This window comes from Gemmata algarum (assembly GCF_034097035.1).
Classification (GTDB): domain Bacteria; phylum Planctomycetota; class Planctomycetia; order Gemmatales; family Gemmataceae; genus Gemmata; species Gemmata algarum.
Genome location: NZ_JAXBLV010000204.1, coordinates 30891 through 50422, shown reverse-complemented (window position 1 = coordinate 50422; position 19532 = coordinate 30891). Strand labels below are relative to the sequence as shown.

Here is a 19532-nt window from a genome sequence, read left to right as displayed (position 1 = left end):
ATCGGGGCTGAAATACCGCACGTAGTACCGCTCGGCAAAGGCGATCGTGTTTGTCTGCAAATCCTTGAGGTTCTCTTCCAAGGTTGCGATCTGCTTCTCAATGTCGGCCAGCAGGTCTCGTTGCTGCTGCACCACCTCGGCCGGGGCGCTGTTCACGAACTTCTCGTTGGCGAGTTTCGACCGTGTGCCGTCGAGCGCCTTACGCTTGTCGGCGATCTGCTTTTCGAGCCGCTTCATCTCGGCGGCGGCGTCGATCAGCCCCGCGAGCGACACATACGCCTCGAAGTCCGGCTTCACCAACCCGCCTGCCTGTTTAGGCTTGGCGGTGTCGGGGCCGGCGGTGAGGGTTGCGATTCCCGCCAGCGGCCCGATGAACGCGGCCAGGGCGTTGAACTCGGCGGCCACGGCCGCGGAGCACTTCACGGCCACGTCGAGCTTCGTCTTGTCGTCCACCTGGTAGCGGTTGCGGATCTCGCGCACCCCGCGCACCAACTCCTGCATCCGGGCGAACCGCGCTTCCACGTCGGCGCTGATCCAGGCGTCGGGGTAGGACGGCCACGCGGCAATCGCCGCACTCTCCTCGGCCTTGGCTGGGGAGGGGAGCCCACGCTCAGGAGCGGTTTCGTTCAGCGCCTGCCAAAGGGACTCTGACACGAACGGCATGAGCGGATGCACCAGACGCAGAATGCCGTCGAGCACCCCGGCGAGCACCCGTTGCGCGGTGGGGCGCGCGGCGGCGTCCTTGAGTCGCCCCTTCGACATCTCGATGTACCAGTCGCAGAACTCGCTCCACACGAAGTCGTAGAGCAGCCGCGCCACGTCACTGAACTTGTAGCCGTCGAGGGCCGCGGTCACGGCCTTCGTGGTGGTCGCGAGCCGCGACAGCAGCCAGCGGTCTTCGGTGGGAAGTTCCGCGATGTTCACCGGTCCGGCCGCGTACCCTTCGAGGTTCATGAGGAGGAACCGCGTCGCGTTCCACATCTTGTTGGCGAAGTTGCGGCCCTCCTCGAACCGGTCGGAGCCCTGCTTCGCGGTGGGGCGGTCCGGGTCGTCCGTCTGCCACGGGCCGCCGGGCCGGAACTCCTTCTTGCACTCGGGGCAGGTGAGCTTCTTGGTCCGCATGTACATGTGCTCTTGCTTTACCGCCACATCCTTCCCGCAGTGCGGGCAGATGTTCGACACGGGGAGCTTGGCGTCCTGCGTCTCGGTGGCGAGCTTCACCATGCCGTAGCGCATGGCGTCGGTGCCATAAAGCTCAATGATGTCGAGCGGGTCCACCCCGTTACCCTTCGACTTGCTCATCCCCTCGCCGAACCCGTCGAGCACCTTTGGCGTGATGTACACGTGACGGAACGGGATCTCGTTCAGGTTGTAGAGCCCCGTTAGCACCATCCGCGCCACCCACAGCGTGATGATGTCGCGGCTCGTTACGAGTGTGCTGGTGGGGTAGTAGTAGCGGTCGTGTTCCCAATCGGGCGCGGTGCGGTCGGCGCGCTCCTCGGGCAGCGCCGGGCCGGGCCAGCCGAGCGTGCTGTGCGGCCACAGCGCCGACGAGAACCACGTGTCGAGCACGTCGTCGGATTGAGTGAAGCCGTGGGCTGTTAGGTCTGCGGATAATTCGGCATCGTCTTCGCGCAAACACACGAGGAGTGTGCAAGCCTCGGGGTGTTCGAGGAACGCGGCTTTGGATTCGTGCTTCTTCCACCAGTCGCGCCAGCGGTCGGCGTTGTTCCACATCGTGGCTTCGTCGGGATACCGAATCGACCACACCGGGATGCGGTGCCCCCACCATAGTTGGCGGCTAATGCACCAGTCGCGCTTCTCGCCGAGCCAGTCGAGGTACGACCGCGCATAGCGCTCGGGGAAGAACTTCACCTTCCCGGAGGTCACGGCGTCCATCGACATCTGAGCGAGACCGGGCTTGCCGTCCTCGCGGTCGGACATCTTCACGAACCACTGGTCCGACAGGAACGGCTCGATCGGGGTCTTGCTGCGGTCGCTGAACGGCATCGGCACGATCCGCTCGGACTTGTCCACGTACAGCCCGAGTTCCTTCATCTTCTCGGTCACGGCCTCGCGGGCCTTGTACCGGTCCAGGCCCTTGTACTCGCCGCCGGCGTCGTTGATGGTGCCGTCGGGGTTCAGGATGTTGATGATGCCCTTGTGCGGCTCATCCTCCCACACTTTCAGGTTGCGCTGCCAGCAGGCGTAGTCGTTCGGGTCGTGTGCCGGGGTCACCTTCACGCACCCGGTCCCCAACTCGGGGTCGGCGAGTTGGCCGTCGGCGATAATCGGGATCTTCCGCCCGGTGTGCGGTTGGAGCACGAATTTGCCCACGAGCGCTTTGTACCGCTCGTCGTTGGGATGCACGCACACGGCCGTATCGCCCAGCATCGTTTCGGGGCGCGTGGTGCTGAACGAGATGAACGTGTCGGGCATCCCGTCCACGGGGTACTTGAACGTCCAGAACCCGCTCTTGGTGTCCTCGGTGTAGGTCTCGTCGTCGGCCACCGACGTTTGCAGGTGCGTGTCCCAGTTCACCAGCCGCTTGCCGCGGTAGATGTACCCGTCGCGGAACATCCGGAAGAACGTCTCGCGCACCGCGCGGGCGCACACCGGGTCGAGGGTGAAGCGCGTGCGCTTCCAGTCGCAGCTCGCGCCGATTTCGCGAAGCTGGCCGAGAATGCGGGCCTCGTACTTGTCCTTCCACTCCCAGATGCGTTTCACCAACTCGTCGCGGCCCAGGTCGTGTCGGGTCTTCTTCTCCTGCGCGAGGACGAGCCGCTCCACCACGGACTGCGTGGCGATGCCGGCGTGGTCGGTGCCGGGCATCCAGAGGGCGTTGAAGCCCTGCATCCGCTTCCAACGGATCAGCACGTCCTGAAGCGTGTTGTTGAGCGCGTGCCCCATGTGCAGCGCGCCCGTCACGTTCGGCGGCGGGATGACGATCGTGTACGGCCCGTTGGGGTACTTCTTCTTTTCCGGGTCCGGCTCACTATGGAAGTAGCCTTTGCCTTCCCAGAAGGTGAGCCATTTCTCCTGAGCGGCCTTGGAGTCGTATGCCTTCGGAAGTTCGGTCGCCATATTACTTTACCTACAGCCTTTGGCGCACAGGGCGGGTGCCCTGTGCTACGCTCGCCGGCCCCTCCGGGGCGGGCAATTAGGGGATACGCTCAATACCTTTGCACCCCGGAGGGGTCGCCGGACGTAGCACAGGGCGGGAACCCTGTGCGACCTCCCGACAGTTTACTTTTGGTCGCGTTCCACGTCCTTGAACAGCTTGAACTCGATCGCGTCGCACAGCGCGAGCCAGCTCGCCTCGATGATGTTCTCGCTCACGCCCACGGTGCCCCACACGTCGGTGCCGTCGCGTGATTCAATCACCACGCGGACCTTGGCCGCGGTCCCGGCCTTCGGGTTCACTACCCGCACCTTATAATCCACCAACTGCATCTCTTCGAGGCGCGGGTAGAACCGCACGAGCGCCCGACGCAGCGCGCCGTCGAGCGCGTTCACCGGGCCGTCGCCCTCGCTGGCGGTGTGCTCGACGACCCCCGCCACTTTCAGCCGGACGGTCCCCTCCGTGATCGGGGTGCCGTTCGCGCGGGCCTCGATGTTGACCCGGTACGAGATCCGCTCGAACCACGGCTTGTACAGTGTCAGCGACTTGTCCACCTGCCACGGCTTGTGGTCCTTCGCGACCTTCCGCACGAGCAGGTCGAACGACGCCTCGGCGGCCTCGAACTCGTACCCCGCGTTCTCCAGGTCTTGAACGGCGTGGAGGATCTTGGTCGTCAGCGCCTTGTCGTGGTTCATCTGGTACTTTGCGGTCTTCGACAGGATCGTCGAGTGTCCGGACAGTTCCGACACCAGGATGCGGCGCTCGTTCCCGACGGCCTCCGGGGTGATGTGCTCGTAGGTGCTCGGGTCCTTGGCGACCGCGTGCGTGTGCATCCCGCCCTTGTGGGCGAACGCCGACTGGCCGACGAACGGCTGGCCGTTCCGGGCGTTCATGTTCGCCAACTCGTAGGCGTAGCGGGACGTTTCGGTGAGGCGCGTCAGGCTCCCGGGCTTGAGCACGTCGTACTTGTACTTCAGGGCCAGGTTCGCGATCACGCTAATCAGGTCAACGTTCCCGCACCGCTCGCCGATGCCGTTCATCGTGCCCTGCACCTGGGTCGCTCCAGCCCGCACCGCCGCGAGGGAGTTCGCCACGGCGAGTTCGCAGTCGTTGTGGCAGTGGATGCCGACCTCACACGGCAACGCCCGCGTCACGATCGCTACCACCTCGGCGACGCGCTCCGGCATGGTGCCGCCGTTGGTGTCGCAAAGGATCACCGCCGTCGCGCCGGCGCCCGCGGCGGCTTTGAGCGTGCGGAGCGCGTACTCCGGGTTGGCGCGGTAGCCGTCGAAGAAGTGTTCGGCGTCGTAGAACACCTCCCGGCCCTGCGCTTTGCAGTATTGAACGGAGTCCGCGATCATCGCGCAGTTCTCGTCGAGCGTGGTGCCGAGCACCTCCGTGACGTGGAAGTCCCACGTTTTGCCCACGATCGTCACGACCGGCGTGTGCGCGTCCAGCAGGGCCTTGAGGCACGTGTCGGTTTCGGCGGGCGTGTTTTTTCGCCGGGTCATGCCGAACGCGCAGACCTTGGCGTGTTTGAGGTCCAGCCCGCGCACCGCCTGGAAGTACTCGAAGTCCTTCGGGTTCGAGAGCGGGTAGCCGCCCTCGATGTAGTCCACGCCGATCTCGTCCAGCCGCTTCGTGAGGAGCAGCTTGTCCTGGAGCGAGAAGTTGACCCCTTCGCCCTGACTCCCATCCCGGAGGGTGGTGTCGTAGATGCTGACACGGCTCATGGCGGACTCGGGAGAGTGCAGAAAAGAAAAACCCCGGAGGGAACTCCGGGGTGCGTAAGGCTGAACCTTCGGCGGACCCCGCTTACCCGGAGGTAATAATCACGACGACGCCAATTACGGCGGTCGCGGTAACCAGGATGGCGGAGGTGTTCGACACGGTTCTATTCCTCTTCAGATCGCAGTAAAACTACACCACTTCCGGCAAGAATCAAGTGAATAGCGCGTCAACCGATAGACGCCACCCGGGTACCGCGGGTTCGGCGTCGGCCGTGCTTCCGCGTCGGAACGTCGTCGCTATTGTCGGCGCCGTGGCGGAGTAAGCCGTGACCGTCTGTGCGACCGGATCGACATCCCAGACCACCCGCGTGCCCGCTGCGAAGTAATCGGCGCGTTTGTCCGCGTACTCGCGATCGGCTTTCGGGCCGTAGTCGCTCTCGCTCCGCACCTCGACCGCAAAGACCGGGAAACCTTCGATGAACCCCATCGGGTTCGTGGGAAGTGCGCCGGTGTAAAACGATGCGTCTGGGCAAAGAGATTGACGACCCGATGGTAATGGAGGGTCGAAGGCGTACCCCGTCGGGTCGGCAACCGGTTCACCGTGACCACCACTCGTTGAGTAGTCTTCAAGAGCGCGAACAATCTTGCGTGCAACGCGGCTCGGCAAAAAACCGCTGGGCATGAAGGTCACGATCATCCCGTTGATGAGTTCGGCCTTCCCTTCGACTTTCATCAGGTCCGCGAGGGTCGCACAGGGCATCGCTTGTGTACTCATGTTCCCTCCTCACCTTACCGTATCATCGCCCTTGCCGGCGTGTCAATGAATGCGGCCCGCGGGACACTGCCTGAGCGTCCCGCGGGCCGGTCGGTGTGCGAACGAGGCTACTTCTCGACGGTGATCTTCACCGGCTCGCTCTTGAGTTCGTAGGCCTTCTCGCCGTCCTTATCAGAAATCGTGTACTTGGCGCTCAGCTTGTACTCGCCGGGGCCGGTCCAGTACACGTACCGGCCCGCCCCGCGTGCGCCGTCGGACAACCGCTTCACCGGGATCTCGTGAGACTTGCCCGGGGCCAGCGTCACCGCCTTCGGTAGCCGGAACTCCAGCGTCATTGCCAGCCCGCTGCCGAGGCTCACCGTGCCGTCGCCGCCGGTCAGGTCGAAGGTCCACGTGTTGGCGTCCCCGCCCACGTAAATCGTCACCTCGTCCTTGCTCGTGTTGACGATCTCCAGCACCAAATCGACCGCTGGCGGTCTGGGTGGTTGGGTCGGCTTACCGTCTTTCTGAGCTTGCGCAATCTCTTCCAGGTACTTTTTGAACTCCGCGGGAACTGTGCCACTGCCGAACTTGTACTTGTCGGTTTTGGCGACCAGTTTCAGCTTGACCGGCGGTTCGGCCTTCTTGTCCTCTCCCGAAGCCGACACGGCGAAGGCGATCAGCGCGACGGTCGCTGCGAGCAGTTTCATTTGCGGCACTCCACGGGGAAGGCGACACAGACCAGACGACGCCGTTGGGGGTGTGGATTGCGGGCTCCGCGAAGACGGCGGCGCGGAGCGGTCACTTGCCGACGGTGATCGTGATGGGCTCGCTCGTGAGTTCAGTGCCCTTGCTGCCGTCAGCGTTCGCGAGAACGTATTTGGCGCTCAGCTTGTACTCGCCGGGGCCGGTCCAGTACACGTAGCGGGACGCGCCGCGGTGCCCGTCGGCGAGTTGTTTGACCGGGATCTCGTAAGACTTGCCCGGGGCCAGGGTGACCGCCTTGGGGAACCGGAACTCTTCCGTGAACGCGCGCCCGCTACCGACCGCGACAGATCCGCTGCCGCCGGTGAGATCGAACGTGTACGAGTTTGAATCGCCGCCAACGTAAATCGTGGTGTCGTTCTTGGTGGTGTTGGTGAATTTGAGCACCAGCTCGACCGCCGGCGGTTGAGGGGGACGGGCCAACTTGCCGTCCTTCTGGACCTGCGCGATCTCTTCGAGGTACGTTTTGAACTCCGCGGGCGCCTTCCCGTTGCCATCGAACTTGTACTTGTCGTTTTTGGCCACCAGTTCGAGTGTGACCGGCGGTTGGGCCTTCTTATCCTCGGCCGAGGCCGTCACGGCGAACGAGACCAGTACGGCTGCGACTGTGAGCAACTTCATCTGAGACATCCCGCGAGACAGGCGACACAGACGAGACGGGGCACCGCCTCTCGCGGATTGATGTTTCCCGGTCGGTGGGGCCTATGGTTCGGGGACCGCGCCGTCAGGCGAGCGCGACGAACGGCTCGCTCACCACGTGGCGCCGGTCCCAGCCGGCGGCGTCGTTGCGGGCGGGGAAGTCGCTGCGGAAGTGCGTGCCGCGGGACTCCTCGCGGGTGAGGGCGGCGGCGATCATGAGCCGCGCGATCGTGAGCAGGTTTTGCAGCTCCCAGCCGGCTTTGCCGTCGAACTCCCGGCTCAGCGCGTACCGGCACCAGAACCGCAGGTCTTCTTTCGCTTCGAGCAGCCGCGCCCGCTCGCGCACGATGCCCATCTTCCGCACCATCAGGCCCCGGAGGGAGGCCAGTAGGTCGGCCAGGTCGAGCCCGGCGTCGTCGTCCGGCGGGATGACCGATCGGACCGGAAAGGCGGTCATGTCGCGGGGCATTTTCCGGACCGCCTCCGCCGCGCCGCGCCCGCAGTGCGTGCCGTACACCAGCCCCTCGATGAGGCTGTTCGAGGCGAGCCGGTTGGCCCCGTGCAGCCCGCTCGATGTGACCTCGCCGGCGGCCCACAGGCCGGGGACCGTGGTTCGCCCCTGCGCGTCCACCGTTACGCCGCCGACCATGTAGTGCGCGCCGGGCCGCACCGGGATGCGGTCCTTCGTGATGTCCAGGCCGAAGCTCTTGCACACGCGGTTGATGCCGGGGAAGCGGTTCAGCACCATCGCCGGGTCCAGGTGCGAGAGGTCCAGGTACACGTTCGGGTGCTGGGTGCGCTCCATCGTGCGGAAGATGGCCCGCGCGACGATGTCGCGCGGCGCGAGTTCGTGGCGCGGGTCGTCCTTCAGCATGAACCGCTCGCCGTTCACGTCGCGCAGGTGCGCCCCCTCGCCGCGGACCGCCTCGCTGACGAGGTACCGGGCCGACCCCGCAACGTAGAGCACCGTCGGGTGGAACTGCATGAACTCCATGTCGCGAAGTTCGGCCCCGGCGCGGTACGCCGCGGCCATGCCGTCGCCGGTGGCGACCGACGGGTTGGTGGTTTCGCGGTACACCATCCCGCACCCGCCTGACGCCAGAACCGTCTGCTTCGCCCAGATCAGCAGTTTGCCCAGGCCGTTGCGCGCCACCACCGCGCCGCGGCACGCGCCGTCGTGGGTCAGCAGGTCGATCGTGAACGTGTCGTCCCAGATGCGTATGTTGGGCCGCGTGCGGGCGTGGGCGATCGTCGCCCGCATCATCTCGAAGCCGGTGGAGTCGCCTAGCGCGTGAACGATCCGCCGATGGCTGTGCCCGCCCTCCCGGGTGAGCGCGAGCTGGCCGTTCTCCTCGTCGAACTTGGTGCCGAACGCGATCAGGTTCTCGATCTGCTGCGGCGCCTCGCGGACGACCATTTCCACCACGTCGCGGCTGCACAGGCCGTCGCCCGCAACGAGGGTGTCTTCGACGTGGTTCCCGAACGTGTCTTCCGGGGACCGCACGCCGGCGATTCCGCCCTGCGCGTAGGAGCTGTTGCTCTCGGTCACGCGGTCCTTCGTAACGACCAAGACCGAGAGGTCCGGCGGGACCTCGAGCGCGGCGCGGAGCCCCGCGATGCCCGCGCCGATCACCAGCACGTCGGCGAACCGATGGAACGTGTCGCGCGCGTCGAAGGACACAAGGTAGCGGTTCGCGGCGGACATGACGGAACCCGTGAAGCCGGTGTGAAGAGACCTAGTTAGCGTAGGGGAACGGCGGACCGAAAGAACAAAAACCCCGCGGCGCTCGAGGCGCCGCGGGGTTTTCGGCCGGTACGGGCGGAACTCACTTCTTCTCGTTGAGGAGCTTCTCGAACTTGAGCCGCAGGTTCTCAAAGCCCGGCGGTTCGGTGGTGACGGTGCCCGCGGTGCCGGACGACATGCCGGGACGCCCTTGGACCTTGCCGCCGCTGCCCGCCGTGATCGGCCGGTCGGGTTCGGCCGGTCCCTTCGGCGGCGCCTTCTCGCCGCTTGCGGAGCCCTTGTTCACGTCGTCGCGCAGCTTCTCGACGTGCTTCTCGTAGCCGCGGAGGAACTTCTCGTACTCGGCGTCGGTGAAGCCCTGTTTGCGCTTGAACGCCTCGTCGTACCGCTTCTTCTCGAACTGGTCCAGTTGCAGCTCCGCGGTCTTGAGCCGGTTCCGGGCGTCCTCCTCCATCGCCTCCTTGGTCGGCACGCTACCAGCGGGTCTGTTACCGGGCGTGCCTTGCGGCTGGTTGGCGTGGTTCTTCGCGTGCTGCTCCACCTGCTCGCGCAGCTTCTGCTCCTGCTCGGGGGTACCGGGCTGCTGCCCCTTCATCTTCTCCTGGAGGCGCTCGCGGTTCTCTTTGCCGATCTTGTCGTCCAATTCCTTCTCGGCCTGCTCGCGGGTCTTCTGGTCCTTCGACTGAAGATCCTGGGCCTTCTTCGTGAGGGCGTCGAGCTCCTCTTTCGAGAGCTCCTGACCCTTCGCACGTTCTTTGTCCTTTTGCGCGTTTGGATCGTCGATGGGCTCTTTGCCCTTGCCGCTTTCGCCGTTTTTCTTGGCGTTTTCTTCCGCTACGCGCTTGTCTAGCTCCTTCTTGAGGTCGTTGAGCTTCTGCTCCGCGGCGGCGCGCGTGTCCTTGTTGTCGGACTTCAGGTCGTTCATGAGCTGCTCGGCCTCCTTGCGGGCCTGCTCACCGACGGCTTTATCGAGCTTCTTGCGGGCGTCGGCCTTCTGCTGCTCGTTGCCGGACTGAAGGTCCTTCATGGCGTCGGCCATTTCTTTCATCTGCTTCTCGTCGAGCTTTGGCGCATCGCCCGGCTTGTTACCGGTCCCGTCTTTCTTGCCGTCGGTGCCGCTCTTCTTGTCGGCTGCCTCCTTCTGTGCTTCCTTCTTGAGGTTATCGAGCTTGCGCTCGGCATCCTTTCGGGTGTTCTCGTCGGGCGACTGGAGGTCGTTGGCGAGCTTCTCCAGTTCCTTGCGCTTCTCTTGGCCCATGGCCTTATCGAGTTTGTTTCGCGCGGCATCTTTTTGCTGTTCGTTGCCGGACTGAAGGTCCTTCATGGCGTCGGCCATTTCTTTCATCTGCTTCTCGTCGAGCTTTGGCGCATCGCCCGGCTTGTTACCGGTCCCGTCTTTCTTGCCGTCGGTGCCGCTCTTCTTGTCGGCTGCCTCCTTCTGTGCTTCCTTCTTGAGGTTATCGAGCTTGCGCTCGGCGTCCTTTCGGGTGTTTTCGTCGGGCGACTGGAGGTCGTTGGCGAGCTTCTCCAGCTCCTTGCGTTTCTCCTGCCCCATGGCCTTATCGAGCTTGTTGCGGGCATCGGCCTTCTTCTGCTCGTCGGGCGAAGTGAGGTTCTTCGCCGCTTCCTCAAACTCCTTGAGTTCCTGCTCGCTGGGTTTCTTATCCTTGGGCGTGCCGTTGCCCGCACCGCCCTGGGGTTTACTGGCGTTGTTCGGGGCGGGCTTTTCTCCGTTGCTCTCGTCACCCTTCTCGTCGCCCGCGCCACCGGTCGGCGGGTTCTTCGCGTCGGGCTTCTGAGGTTTGGTTTCGGCGGCGCGGGTGCCGTTCGGCTTTTGCGGCTGGTTCGCGCCGTCGGGCTCGGGCTTCGCTTCCGGTTGCCCCATCCCGGCGCCGGGGTTCATCGCGTCTTCTTTCGGCGGCATCCCTTTCGATTCCCCGGCCGGTGGTGCCTTATCCGGCTTCGCCTCGCCGCCCTCGGGCTTGGTTTCTCCCTTGGCTTCCGGCGGTGCGGTGCGGCCTTTCGGGTCGGCGGGCTTCTCGGCACCGCGTGCCGGGTCCGGCGTCGGCTTGGCTTTGCTCCCGGCGTCGGCCGCGGGATCGGACTTCTCGCCAGGGTTGGGAGCGCCCATCGGGGGCTGATCCGCATCCCTTGACGTTGAGGGCTTGGCGCTGCCGCCCGCGCTCTGATCTTGCTTCGGGTTCGCCTCTTTCGGTTCCTTCGTTGCGGATTGCCCTGCTTGTGGCTGCGCCTTCTCGGTGCCCGGAGCGTTCTCGATCGGTTCGTTGCGCGGTTCGGAGGGCGCGCCGTTCTTGGGCTCGGCTCCCGACTTCGTATCGGGCTGCTTTGAGCCGTCCGGCTTCGCGGTCGAGGGCTCTGGGGACTTTTCGGGGTTCCCCTCTGGCTTCCCGCTGGCGGCCGTGCCCTTTTCCGGTTGCATCGGATCGGGCTTTTGTTCGGGTTTCTGCTCCGCCATGCCGCCGGCGTTGCCGCTGTCGTTCTTCGGCTTGTTTTGGGCCGGGTCGGTGCGTTCTTGCGGGCTCGGGGTCTCGTTCGGCTTTGCGGAACTCGGGCTCTTGTTCTCCTCCTCGATCGCGTTCTTGAGCTGTTCCGCCTTGTTCTGAAGGTCCTTCTCCTCTGGCGTCTTGGGCGGCGGCGCGGTTTCCGATTGGTTCATGCCGCCCGTCCCAGTGCCGTTCGGGTCGTTCGGCTGCATGGGGTTGGGCTGGGCATCGTTCATGCCCTTGGACGGATTGTCGCTCTTCGCGCCGGCCCCCTTCGGCATCGGGTTGCCTTCGTTCGAGCCCTTGTCGGGTGTGCCGTCCGCTTTGCCGCCGGAGCCGTCCTGCTTGCCCTCGGGTTTGTTCGGCTGACCGTTTTCCTTCGGGGGCGGGTTCTCGCCCATCGGATCGTTGCCGTCCCGCTTGGGCGTGGCGTCGCCCTTTTTGGGTTCGCCCTCTTTGGGCTGTTGCTCGCCGTTCTGCTGCTGCTGCCCGCCGTTCTGCGGCTGGTCGCGCTTCTCTTGCTCCAGCTTCTGTTGCTGATCTTCGTTGTGCTTCTTCTCTTCGTTCTTGCGGTCGTTATTTTGCTGCTTCAGTTCCTGCTTCTTGGGCTCCTCGACGACCGGCGGCCCGAGGCGCACCCGCTTGACCGCGGACCTGCCGACGTTCGGCTTCGGCTCGGTGCAGTTGTCGGTGGCTTCGAGCCAGTACTCGATCACCATGTCCGGCTTGGCCTCGAACGGCACCCCAGCCGGATCGTTCATCGGCTCGGCGAAGTTGACCGAGCCCTTGTATTGGACATCGGTGGGGTAGGTGCCGTCCTTCTCGCGCTTGAACGACTTGCTCTTGCCGTACAAAAAGGGGCGGTCCAGCAGGTCGCGGGCCGCCGCCCCGGTGAGGCGCATCTTCAATGTGATCGTGTCGATACCAAAGTCATCGCCGATTTTACCGTCGATCACGAGCGGCCCGTTCGCCGGGACGGTGACCTCTTCTTCTTCGGGCTTGTCGATGACGAGGGTCGGCGCGGCGTCGTTCTGGACCACGATCGTGGACACGAACGGCTCGGCGCTCTTTTCGCCGTCGGTGGTGGTGTAGGTGAGCCTGTACCGGCCCGATTCCTTCAGCTTGAACCGAAACTGGAGGGCCTTCGGGTCGTCCGCGGTTGTGGTGCCCGCAACGACCGCCCCGCCGGGTTCGATGACCATCGCCCCGTCGCGAACGTCGTGGTTGGTTTGTGCGGTGAGGGTCACCGTTGTGCCGCGGTACCCCTGGATGAGCGGGCTGTTGATCGTTTCGGCCTTGCGGCGCAGGTACTTCGGGGATTCGTAGGTCGCCTGGAAGTGTGTGAACAGCGGCAGCGACCGCACCGTCACCTTATACTCGTCCGTCTGGTCGTCCCCGGCGGCGACCTTGTACCAGAACCCGTTTTGGACGTGGTGGTTGGGCACGCGCAGCTCGAAGTCGCGTGAGGTCTCGGCTTCCACCATCGGCACTTCGATGTAGTTCGGGTCCGCCGGGTTGTGCCGGATCAGCAGCCGTACCCGTTCGGGGCTGTCGGTGCGGGGGACCTTTCCGCCGATGTGAACCGCGACCGTGACCGTCTGGCCTTCGGTGATGGTCGGTTCGGCGGGTTCGGGCTTGGTCAACTTGATCTGTGTGCGGGTCGCCAGCGGCGTTGAGGTGAACGGTACGAACGCGCGGGTGAGGAGCGATCCGAACTGGGACGGGCGGAAAACGAAGAACAGGACCGCGAGCGTGAGGGCCAGCGCGATGGCGCCACCGCCGAGATAGAGCAGGCTGCGGTGGTCGACGGCCTTGTTTACGTCGGCCTTGGCGACCGACTTCGCGGCGCGGCTGGCCAGGGCCGCCTTTACGGTCGCGTTGAGGGTGCCCTTCTGCTGGGCATCGACGTAGCCGGTGACGCTGTTCTTGGCGTCCTCGATGGTGCCCTCGACCTGCTTGGCCGCGTAGAGCGGGTTGATCTTCTTGCGGAGCGGGTTCACGATCGTGAGGTAGGTGATCCCCGCGAGCGCCCCGACGAAGCCGAGCAGCGACAGTTGCCGGAGCCACTGCGGTAGGTTGAAGAACTTGTCGAGCAGAATCACCGCGGTGGCGTAGGCCAGCACGAACGCGACGAGCACCAACGCGCCGAACGCGAGGTCGTGGGCGCGGATGCGGGTGGTGGCCTGTGCGAGTTGCTCGTCCACCTGCGAGCCGAGCTTCGCGGCGGATTCTTTGGGGTCTTTCGGTTCGAGAACCGCGGCCATTTCAGCGATCTCCGAAGGCAGACGAGCTACCTGGCGTGTTCGGCACCGGGGGTTGCGGAAACGCAATACCCGATTATACCCCTTAGACGAAGGGCCGCCACGGTGGGATTGCCCGCGACCGGCGCGAAGTCGGGGAGTTACAATTCTGACGGGCGCTGTCGCTCCCGCTTCGGACTCGAACCGGTAAAGGGAATATGGCGTTCGCAACGTCCCTTCGCACAAAGTGCGGGATCATTCCAACAGACCGTAAGTGGGTTTTGAGAGAGCGTCCGCACGTTTTAGCACTTGTGCCGCGAACTCCTGAAATTCGCCTCTGGTGTATTCGCGTCCGTTGAGTGTTAGCGATTGTAAGTTGGGGAGGGTGCCGAGCCCGACGAGCGCCGTCTCGTCGTCCAAAGTGCCCAGGTCCAGGTCGAGCGTCCGGAGTTCTCGTAGGGCACTGACGCGCCGAAGGGTCGCTTCGCCGAGCCGACCACCTGCGAGGGTAAGATGTTGGAGGTGCGTAAGTTGTTCCAGGCCGATGACGCCCTCGTCACGAAGTTCCGAGAAGCCGTTAGCGATATACTCGAGACGCTCCAGCGCCTTGCACTTCATCAAGGGGACGAGCGATTCGGTGTTCGCACGCCCGAGGTGAATTGCTCGCAGGTTGGGTAGCCCGGCCAGATGCTCGAGCCCGGTTGCCGTCTCGCGCCCGTAAGCGATTTCGATCTCTTCCAGCTCCGGTAGGTAGGAGAGGAGTCGAAGCTCGGCGTCGGTGGTGGCTTCCTGAACGAGGCGCACCGCTTTCACCGGTTCGCCCTGCCGAACGGAGTCGTTCAATCGGGTGGCGCGCAGGTACCGAATTGCCGCAGACCTCTGCTGCTCTGGCGGTAGCAGAGTGACCTTACTGATGCGGCGTTCTTGAAACGCTCCCCACGCCCGGGCGTTGAGGTCCTCGAGAATTCGGACGTGGGTCCAGCACGGTAACGGTTCGAGGTGGGTCAGCCAAGCCACCTCGAACCCGGTCGCTTCTGTGGTGAGTTCATCGAGATTCGCCAGGCTTGCGATCTCGCGGAGGACAGCGGGCGCGAGGGGCGAAGACATGATTTCCAGATGGCGCAGGTTCGGCAACCGGCGGATGATCTCGAAATCTTTGACCGTCGCGCCCATAATGCTGAGGCTTTCTGGGAGCCCACGGAGGAACGAAATTGCGACCCTCTCGTCGCGGATTGCGTCACTGAATGCCGTAAATTGCTCAGTCCACTGCCCCCAGTGCTCTTCGAGGAGTAGGTTCGCTCGCTCGTTGAGTTTTTGGTATTCGTCCGACGTGTGATCATTGCGGTTCGCAAGCTCGATCTGAGTGCGGACGAATTCTGCGCGCCCGGGTTGCCCGTTTTCGTCGAGCCAGTCCGCGTAGACGAGCCGCGGTGTATCATCGTCCGGCTCGGCGTAGATCGCGCGCAGCAGCGCCGCTTCTTCGCTCATCAAGACCCCTCCCACCTGATCGCAACGGCTCGCTTGCCTTACGACCGCTTTGCCGCGAAATTTGTCCACCCTGGAGTGGCCAACGAACGGCCGCACAGGTGACCCGCACCGAAGCCGGTTGTGGATTCGTCCGCGCCGCAATGTTACTGCGCTTGCTGCCGTTTAGCCGCACCGGCTTTGCGCGTGGCACTCGATTTCGCTGGGTGGAAGAGCTACGAGCTAGTCGAGCCGTTCGCTGAAGTAGTCCTTCCAGGTTTGTGGCAGAACGGGTGACCGCATCGCCCGGCGGAGCAGGGGCTGGTTCTTCGCCTCCACCGTGAACAGCCGGACCACATCGCTCACGGTCAGCTCGTCTTGGGATTCCTGAACCAACTCGATGGCGTCGCCGGCACCGATCTCACCCTCAACCGCCACCGAGAAGTAGAAGCCGGTCCGGCCGGTCTTGAGCATCCGGCGGAGCACATCTTGCCGCCCGAACTTGATTCCCAGTTTGAAGCAGGGCATGCGGGGTTGCGTGACAACGAACTCGGCCGTTCCGATGCGGAACCGGTCACCGATGCGCACGTCTTCCGTCAGCCCCTCGGTGGTCAGGTTTTCACCGAACGCCGCTCCGGATAAGTCGGCGTCCGCGAGGTCCTTCTGCCACAACGGGTAGTGCTCGCCCGGGTACACGTACACGGCCTTCTCGACCCCGCCGTGGACCGACAGGTCCGACTGCTGGTCCCCTTCGATGTTGAGCGCAGAAACCCGCAGCCGCCGCTCGGTCGGCGTCTTGAAGATCGAGGTCCGGACGGTTCCGCCGTTCCATTCGACCCCGCGCGGCCCGCCGACACTCAGAGCGAGCACTTTCATGTGGGTGGCCCTCAAGATCCCCGCCCGGAGCGGAAGCGGGGCGATTCCGGAGCGACACATTACACCAAAGCGATCTCGACTTCGATGTTACCACGAGTGGCCTTCGAGTACGGGCAGATCTGGTGAGCTGCGTCAACGAGTTCGCGGGCGACGACCGGGTCGAGCCCCGGGAGGCTCACGTTCAGTCGCGCGCGGAGCACGTACCCGCCGTCGTTGGTCCCCAGGTCCACTTCGGCGTCGATCGCCCGGTCCGACGGGAGCGGCACCTTCTTCTGAGCGGCTGCCACCCCGATCGCACCCATGAAGCACGCCGACCAACCGGCCGCGAAGAGCTGCTCCGGGTTGGTGCCCGTGCCCGCGGCCCCCGGAGAGGTAAGTTTGATGTCGAGCCGGTTGTCGGAGGAGCGGGACGCGCCATCGCGGCCACCGGTGGTGTGAGTCTTGGCCGTGTAGAGAACCTTGTTGAGCGTGGTCATGATCGTCTCCTGCTGAGTCAATCTCCGTTTTGCAACTGAATGGACATACCCGGTGTTGAGTTGCATCTTGCAACCATTTCGAGCGAACGTCCTTGTGCCGTACCGAATGACGACGTGTGCGTGAGGTGTTACTGTGAGCAGGGATTATCTTCTCGCACTCTCAAAGGGATCGGTTCGCGCAAGTCGTGCGGGCCGATCGTCCCTGCGAGTGGTGCTCGCGCCGGCTCATCCAAGGGCTTGATTTGTGTTGGCGTTTGCGTAAAGATGCTGATTTGCGGGCGGCGATAAGTTTCTTTCTCTGATTCGCCCGTTTTTGCGGCTCGTCCCTGCAAATTACCCCGATCGGGCTCGATAATGCTTGTGCCCCCGGCCTCACTCCCCGGGGCGCTGTTTCAGAGCCAGCAGCGACCGCGGCCCGTGCTGGGAGCGGGTCGCGGTGCCTACGCTCTCTTTAACCGGCTCCGGCGGAACCCGACCCAAGGGCACTCCGCCGGAGCCGCTAACGTTTTGCAGCCGGTCGCGCCGCATCACCGCCTGCGCCCGTCTCATCCGAGGCGGCTCGTCCGCCGTGCTGTTGACACGGGGCGCTGTACCGCGACAGACGGTGCGGGACGGGACCGGTTTCGTTTCACCTCCACCTCCCGATGTGCGGCCTTTGCGTGGTCGCATACGCCGCCGGGCGCCCGTCAATCGCACGACGCTGGAACCATCAGCCGAGCGAGAACGGTGCTCGGGATGTCGGTCCCATCTGGAGACGGGCCGGGACGCCGCGAACGGGCTTGTGACCCGCCCCCGCCGCCCGGGTCGTTAAAAAGCGCAGCGCAATCGCACCCGCCTGTTGAGGTCCGTGTCCGATCGGGGCGGCGGCACTGCCGGTCCGTTCGGCGGTGCGTAGCATACCTGCATCTCGCCACGCTTTTTGGGAGTCGAACGATGTCCGCTTTGCCCGTCAAGAACCGCCAACTGTTCATCAACGGGGCGTGGTGCGAGTCTTCCACCGGTAACAAGCTCCCGGTCGTCAACCCTGCGACCGAGGAGACACTTGCGGACGTCAGCTTCGGTAACCGCGCCGACACCGCGAAGGCCGTCGCGGCGGCGTCCGCGGCCCTTCCGGGCTGGATGAAGCTGACGCCCTACGACCGCGCGAAGTTCTTGAAGAAGATCGCCGACCTGATGCGCGAGCGCGCCGATGCCATCAGCCGGGTGATGACGATGGAGCAGGGCAAGCCCCTCGTCGAGGCGAAGGGCGAGGTGATGCACTCCGCGGACACTTTCGAGTGGTTCGCGGAGGAGGGCAAGCGGGCCTACGGGCAGGTGATCCCGCCGGCCAACGCCGCCAAGCGGCACATGACCATCAAGCACCCCGTCGGTGTAGTCGGCGCAATCGCCCCGTGGAACTTCCCGCTCACGCTCCTGTGCCGCAAAATCGCGCCGGCGCTGGCCGCGGGCTGCACGATTGTTGCGAAGCCGTCGGAACTCACTCCGCTGTGCGGCATTGCGCTCTTCGAGTTGATCGAAGACGCCAAGCTGCCGCCGGGCGTCGCGAACATGGTTCTGGGGCCGGGCGAAGAGGTCGCGACCGAGTTCATGGAGAACCCGGCCGTGCGGAAGGTGAGCTTCACCGGCTCCACGCGGGTCGGCAAGATCCTCATGAAGCAGGCCGCGGACCAAGTGAAGCGGCTCAGCCTCGAACTCGGCGGCCACGCGCCATTTATCGTGTTCCCGGACGCCGACCCCGAGGTGGTCGCGAAGGCCGCCGTGCTCGGCAAGTTCCGCAACAACGGACAGGTGTGCATCAGCCCGAGCCGGTTCTTCGTTCACCAGGACATCGCGAAGAAGTTCACCGAGGTGGCGGTCGAAGAGGCCAAGAAGCTCAAACTCGGCAACGGTCTCGAGGACGGGGTCGTTGTGGGGCCGATGATCGAGCAGAAGCGTGTCGACGCCACCCGCGAACTGATCGCCGATGCGACGGGGAAGGGGGCGGCGTGCCTGACGGGCGGCGGGCGCCCCAAGGGAGCGGCGTTCGAGCACGGCTACTTCATTGAGCCTACCATCCTGCGAGGCGTAACGCCGGACGCGAAGATTTTGACGGACGAGCCGTTCGCGCCGGTTATGCCGGTGCTCGACTTCTCCAAGCTCGACGAGGTGATCGCTGCCGCCAACAACACGAAGTACGGCCTCGCCGCCTACGTGTTTACAAACGACCTGAGCGTCGCGTGGCGGATGGCGGAAGGACTGGAGGCGGGCATCATCGGGTTGAACGACCCGGTTCCGGCAACGCCGCAGTGCCCGTTCGGCGGGATGAAAGAGTCCGGCATGGGGCGCGAACTCGCTCACGAGGGGCTCGAAGCGTACCTGGAAACGAAGTATGTCTCGATGATGCTGCGAGGATAGCACGGGATCAGATCGTCGCTCGCTCGGCGCTGTAACGAGGGTTACAGCGCCACTCGATGGGAGTTGGTGGGTTGTCGGCTGGACATTCGCTGCCCGCCGACTGGTCAGGAGCTGGCAGTTCACTGGCCGTTCGCTACCGCAGAAGTGCCACCTTCCGGGCTCGGTCTCGCTACCCAGACCGAACGGGAACGACGCCGAACAGGCGAGTTGTGACGCCATGTATCCTGGTTCAGATGATGAGGTTCCGTTGTCGGCGTAATCGAATGGCTGATTCGAGCGATTTCACGCACGATATGGGTCAGAGAACCCGATCTGTCCGCAGGCGTTAGACCGTTCGTGAAAAAAACTCTACCCAAGCCGCTGCGGACGTGGTAAAGATGTAGGTGATTAGGTACGAAGAGTTAGATACCGCCCAGATCGGGCGCACCTGTCAGGGTGACTGCCATGACCCGCATGTCGCGTGAGCTGTCTCTTGTTGTGCTCGGTGCTACCGTGCTCACGGGCGCGTATTTCGTGTGGCCCGAAACGAACTACGAAACGGAAGCCGACAAGCAGGCGGAACGGCGCACCGGGGGGCGATCCCGGAGCGGCGGCGGTACGTTCATTTTCATCGGGCACTTTGGGGGTGGCGGCCCCTCCGCGGTGAGCGGCCGTGGGTCGCGCCCGCCGGCGATGGCGAGCGTGTCCAAGGGCGGCTTCGGGACCGTCGGCAGCCGCGTCGGCGGCGGCTTCGGCGGCTGATCCACACGCATTCGGCGGCGGCCGGCGCGAGCTGGCTGGTCAGTGGTGACGACACCACGCCAGCCCGGTTGCGCCGGCCGCACG

General features: G+C 64.5%; 12 protein-coding genes. 2 read left to right on the top strand and 10 right to left on the bottom strand.

The window, feature by feature from the left end; translation table 11 throughout:
• The 10 genes from R5W23_RS23115 to R5W23_RS23070 all read right to left on the bottom strand — a co-directional run.
• Positions 1–3084: valine--tRNA ligase (locus tag R5W23_RS23115; RefSeq protein ID WP_320688344.1), on the bottom strand; the 3084-nt coding region annotated here is incomplete at its 3' end.
• A gap of 162 nt (positions 3085–3246) precedes the next feature.
• Entirely contained in the window at positions 3247–4854 is a 1608-nt protein-coding gene (gene cimA, locus R5W23_RS23110) for a citramalate synthase (protein ID WP_320688343.1), read from the bottom strand.
• Positions 4855–5062: 208 nt separating this feature from the next.
• Entirely contained in the window at positions 5063–5626 is a 564-nt protein-coding gene (locus R5W23_RS23105) for a Uma2 family endonuclease (protein WP_320688341.1), read from the bottom strand.
• Positions 5627–5733: 107 nt separating this feature from the next.
• Positions 5734–6315 carry a hypothetical protein gene (locus R5W23_RS23100; protein ID WP_320688340.1) on the bottom strand — a complete coding sequence of 194 codons (582 nt, stop codon included), beginning with the start codon at positions 6313–6315 and terminating at the stop codon, positions 5734–5736.
• Between the two features lie 91 nt (positions 6316–6406).
• Positions 6407–6991 (bottom strand): hypothetical protein, encoded by a 585-nt coding sequence (locus R5W23_RS23095; RefSeq protein ID WP_320688339.1) that lies wholly within the window; start codon positions 6989–6991, stop codon positions 6407–6409.
• Positions 6992–7094: 103 nt separating this feature from the next.
• On the bottom strand, positions 7095–8714 hold the full coding sequence (gene nadB, locus R5W23_RS23090) for an L-aspartate oxidase (RefSeq protein WP_320688338.1): 1620 nt from the start codon (positions 8712–8714) through the stop codon (positions 7095–7097).
• Between the two features lie 121 nt (positions 8715–8835).
• Positions 8836–13521 carry a hypothetical protein gene (locus R5W23_RS23085; protein ID WP_320688336.1) on the bottom strand — a complete coding sequence of 1562 codons (4686 nt, stop codon included), beginning with the start codon at positions 13519–13521 and terminating at the stop codon, positions 8836–8838.
• Between the two features lie 231 nt (positions 13522–13752).
• Positions 13753–14985, bottom strand: coding sequence for a TIGR02996 domain-containing protein (locus tag R5W23_RS23080; RefSeq protein WP_320688334.1), 1233 nt, complete (start codon positions 14983–14985; stop codon positions 13753–13755).
• A gap of 219 nt (positions 14986–15204) precedes the next feature.
• Complete coding sequence (locus R5W23_RS23075) at positions 15205–15837, bottom strand: MOSC domain-containing protein (RefSeq protein WP_320688333.1); 633 nt, start codon at positions 15835–15837, stop codon at positions 15205–15207.
• A 59-nt stretch (positions 15838–15896) separates the two neighbouring features.
• Entirely contained in the window at positions 15897–16313 is a 417-nt protein-coding gene (locus R5W23_RS23070; protein WP_261184119.1) for an organic hydroperoxide resistance protein, read from the bottom strand.
• Between the two features lie 933 nt (positions 16314–17246).
• Here R5W23_RS23070 and R5W23_RS23065 point away from each other — a divergent pair.
• Together R5W23_RS23065 and R5W23_RS23060 are read left to right on the top strand one after the other, a co-directional pair.
• Entirely contained in the window at positions 17247–18707 is a 1461-nt protein-coding gene (locus tag R5W23_RS23065; protein ID WP_261184118.1) for an NAD-dependent succinate-semialdehyde dehydrogenase, read from the top strand.
• Between the two features lie 444 nt (positions 18708–19151).
• Positions 19152–19448 carry a hypothetical protein gene (locus R5W23_RS23060; RefSeq protein WP_261184117.1) on the top strand — a complete coding sequence of 99 codons (297 nt, stop codon included), beginning with the start codon at positions 19152–19154 and terminating at the stop codon, positions 19446–19448.
• The last annotated feature ends 84 nt before the right edge of the window (positions 19449–19532 follow it).

What these genes read in the sequence shown, in the direction of transcription:
- cimA (WP_320688343.1), bottom strand. Translation starts at nt 4,854, where the DNA reads ATGAGCCGTGTCAGCATCTACGACACCACCCTCCGGGATGGGAGTCAG.
- R5W23_RS23105 (WP_320688341.1), bottom strand. Translation starts at nt 5,626, where the DNA reads ATGAGTACACAAGCGATGCCCTGTGCGACCCTCGCGGACCTGATGAAA.
- R5W23_RS23100 (WP_320688340.1), bottom strand. Translation starts at nt 6,315, where the DNA reads ATGAAACTGCTCGCAGCGACCGTCGCGCTGATCGCCTTCGCCGTGTCG.
- R5W23_RS23095 (WP_320688339.1), bottom strand. Translation starts at nt 6,991, where the DNA reads ATGAAGTTGCTCACAGTCGCAGCCGTACTGGTCTCGTTCGCCGTGACG.
- nadB (WP_320688338.1), bottom strand. Translation starts at nt 8,714, where the DNA reads ATGTCCGCCGCGAACCGCTACCTTGTGTCCTTCGACGCGCGCGACACG.
- R5W23_RS23085 (WP_320688336.1), bottom strand. Translation starts at nt 13,521, where the DNA reads ATGGCCGCGGTTCTCGAACCGAAAGACCCCAAAGAATCCGCCGCGAAG.
- R5W23_RS23080 (WP_320688334.1), bottom strand. Translation starts at nt 14,985, where the DNA reads ATGAGCGAAGAAGCGGCGCTGCTGCGCGCGATCTACGCCGAGCCGGAC.
- R5W23_RS23075 (WP_320688333.1), bottom strand. Translation starts at nt 15,837, where the DNA reads ATGAAAGTGCTCGCTCTGAGTGTCGGCGGGCCGCGCGGGGTCGAATGG.
- R5W23_RS23070 (WP_261184119.1), bottom strand. Translation starts at nt 16,313, where the DNA reads ATGACCACGCTCAACAAGGTTCTCTACACGGCCAAGACTCACACCACC.
- R5W23_RS23065 (WP_261184118.1), top strand. Translation starts at nt 17,247, where the DNA reads ATGTCCGCTTTGCCCGTCAAGAACCGCCAACTGTTCATCAACGGGGCG.
- R5W23_RS23060 (WP_261184117.1), top strand. Translation starts at nt 19,152, where the DNA reads ATGACCCGCATGTCGCGTGAGCTGTCTCTTGTTGTGCTCGGTGCTACC.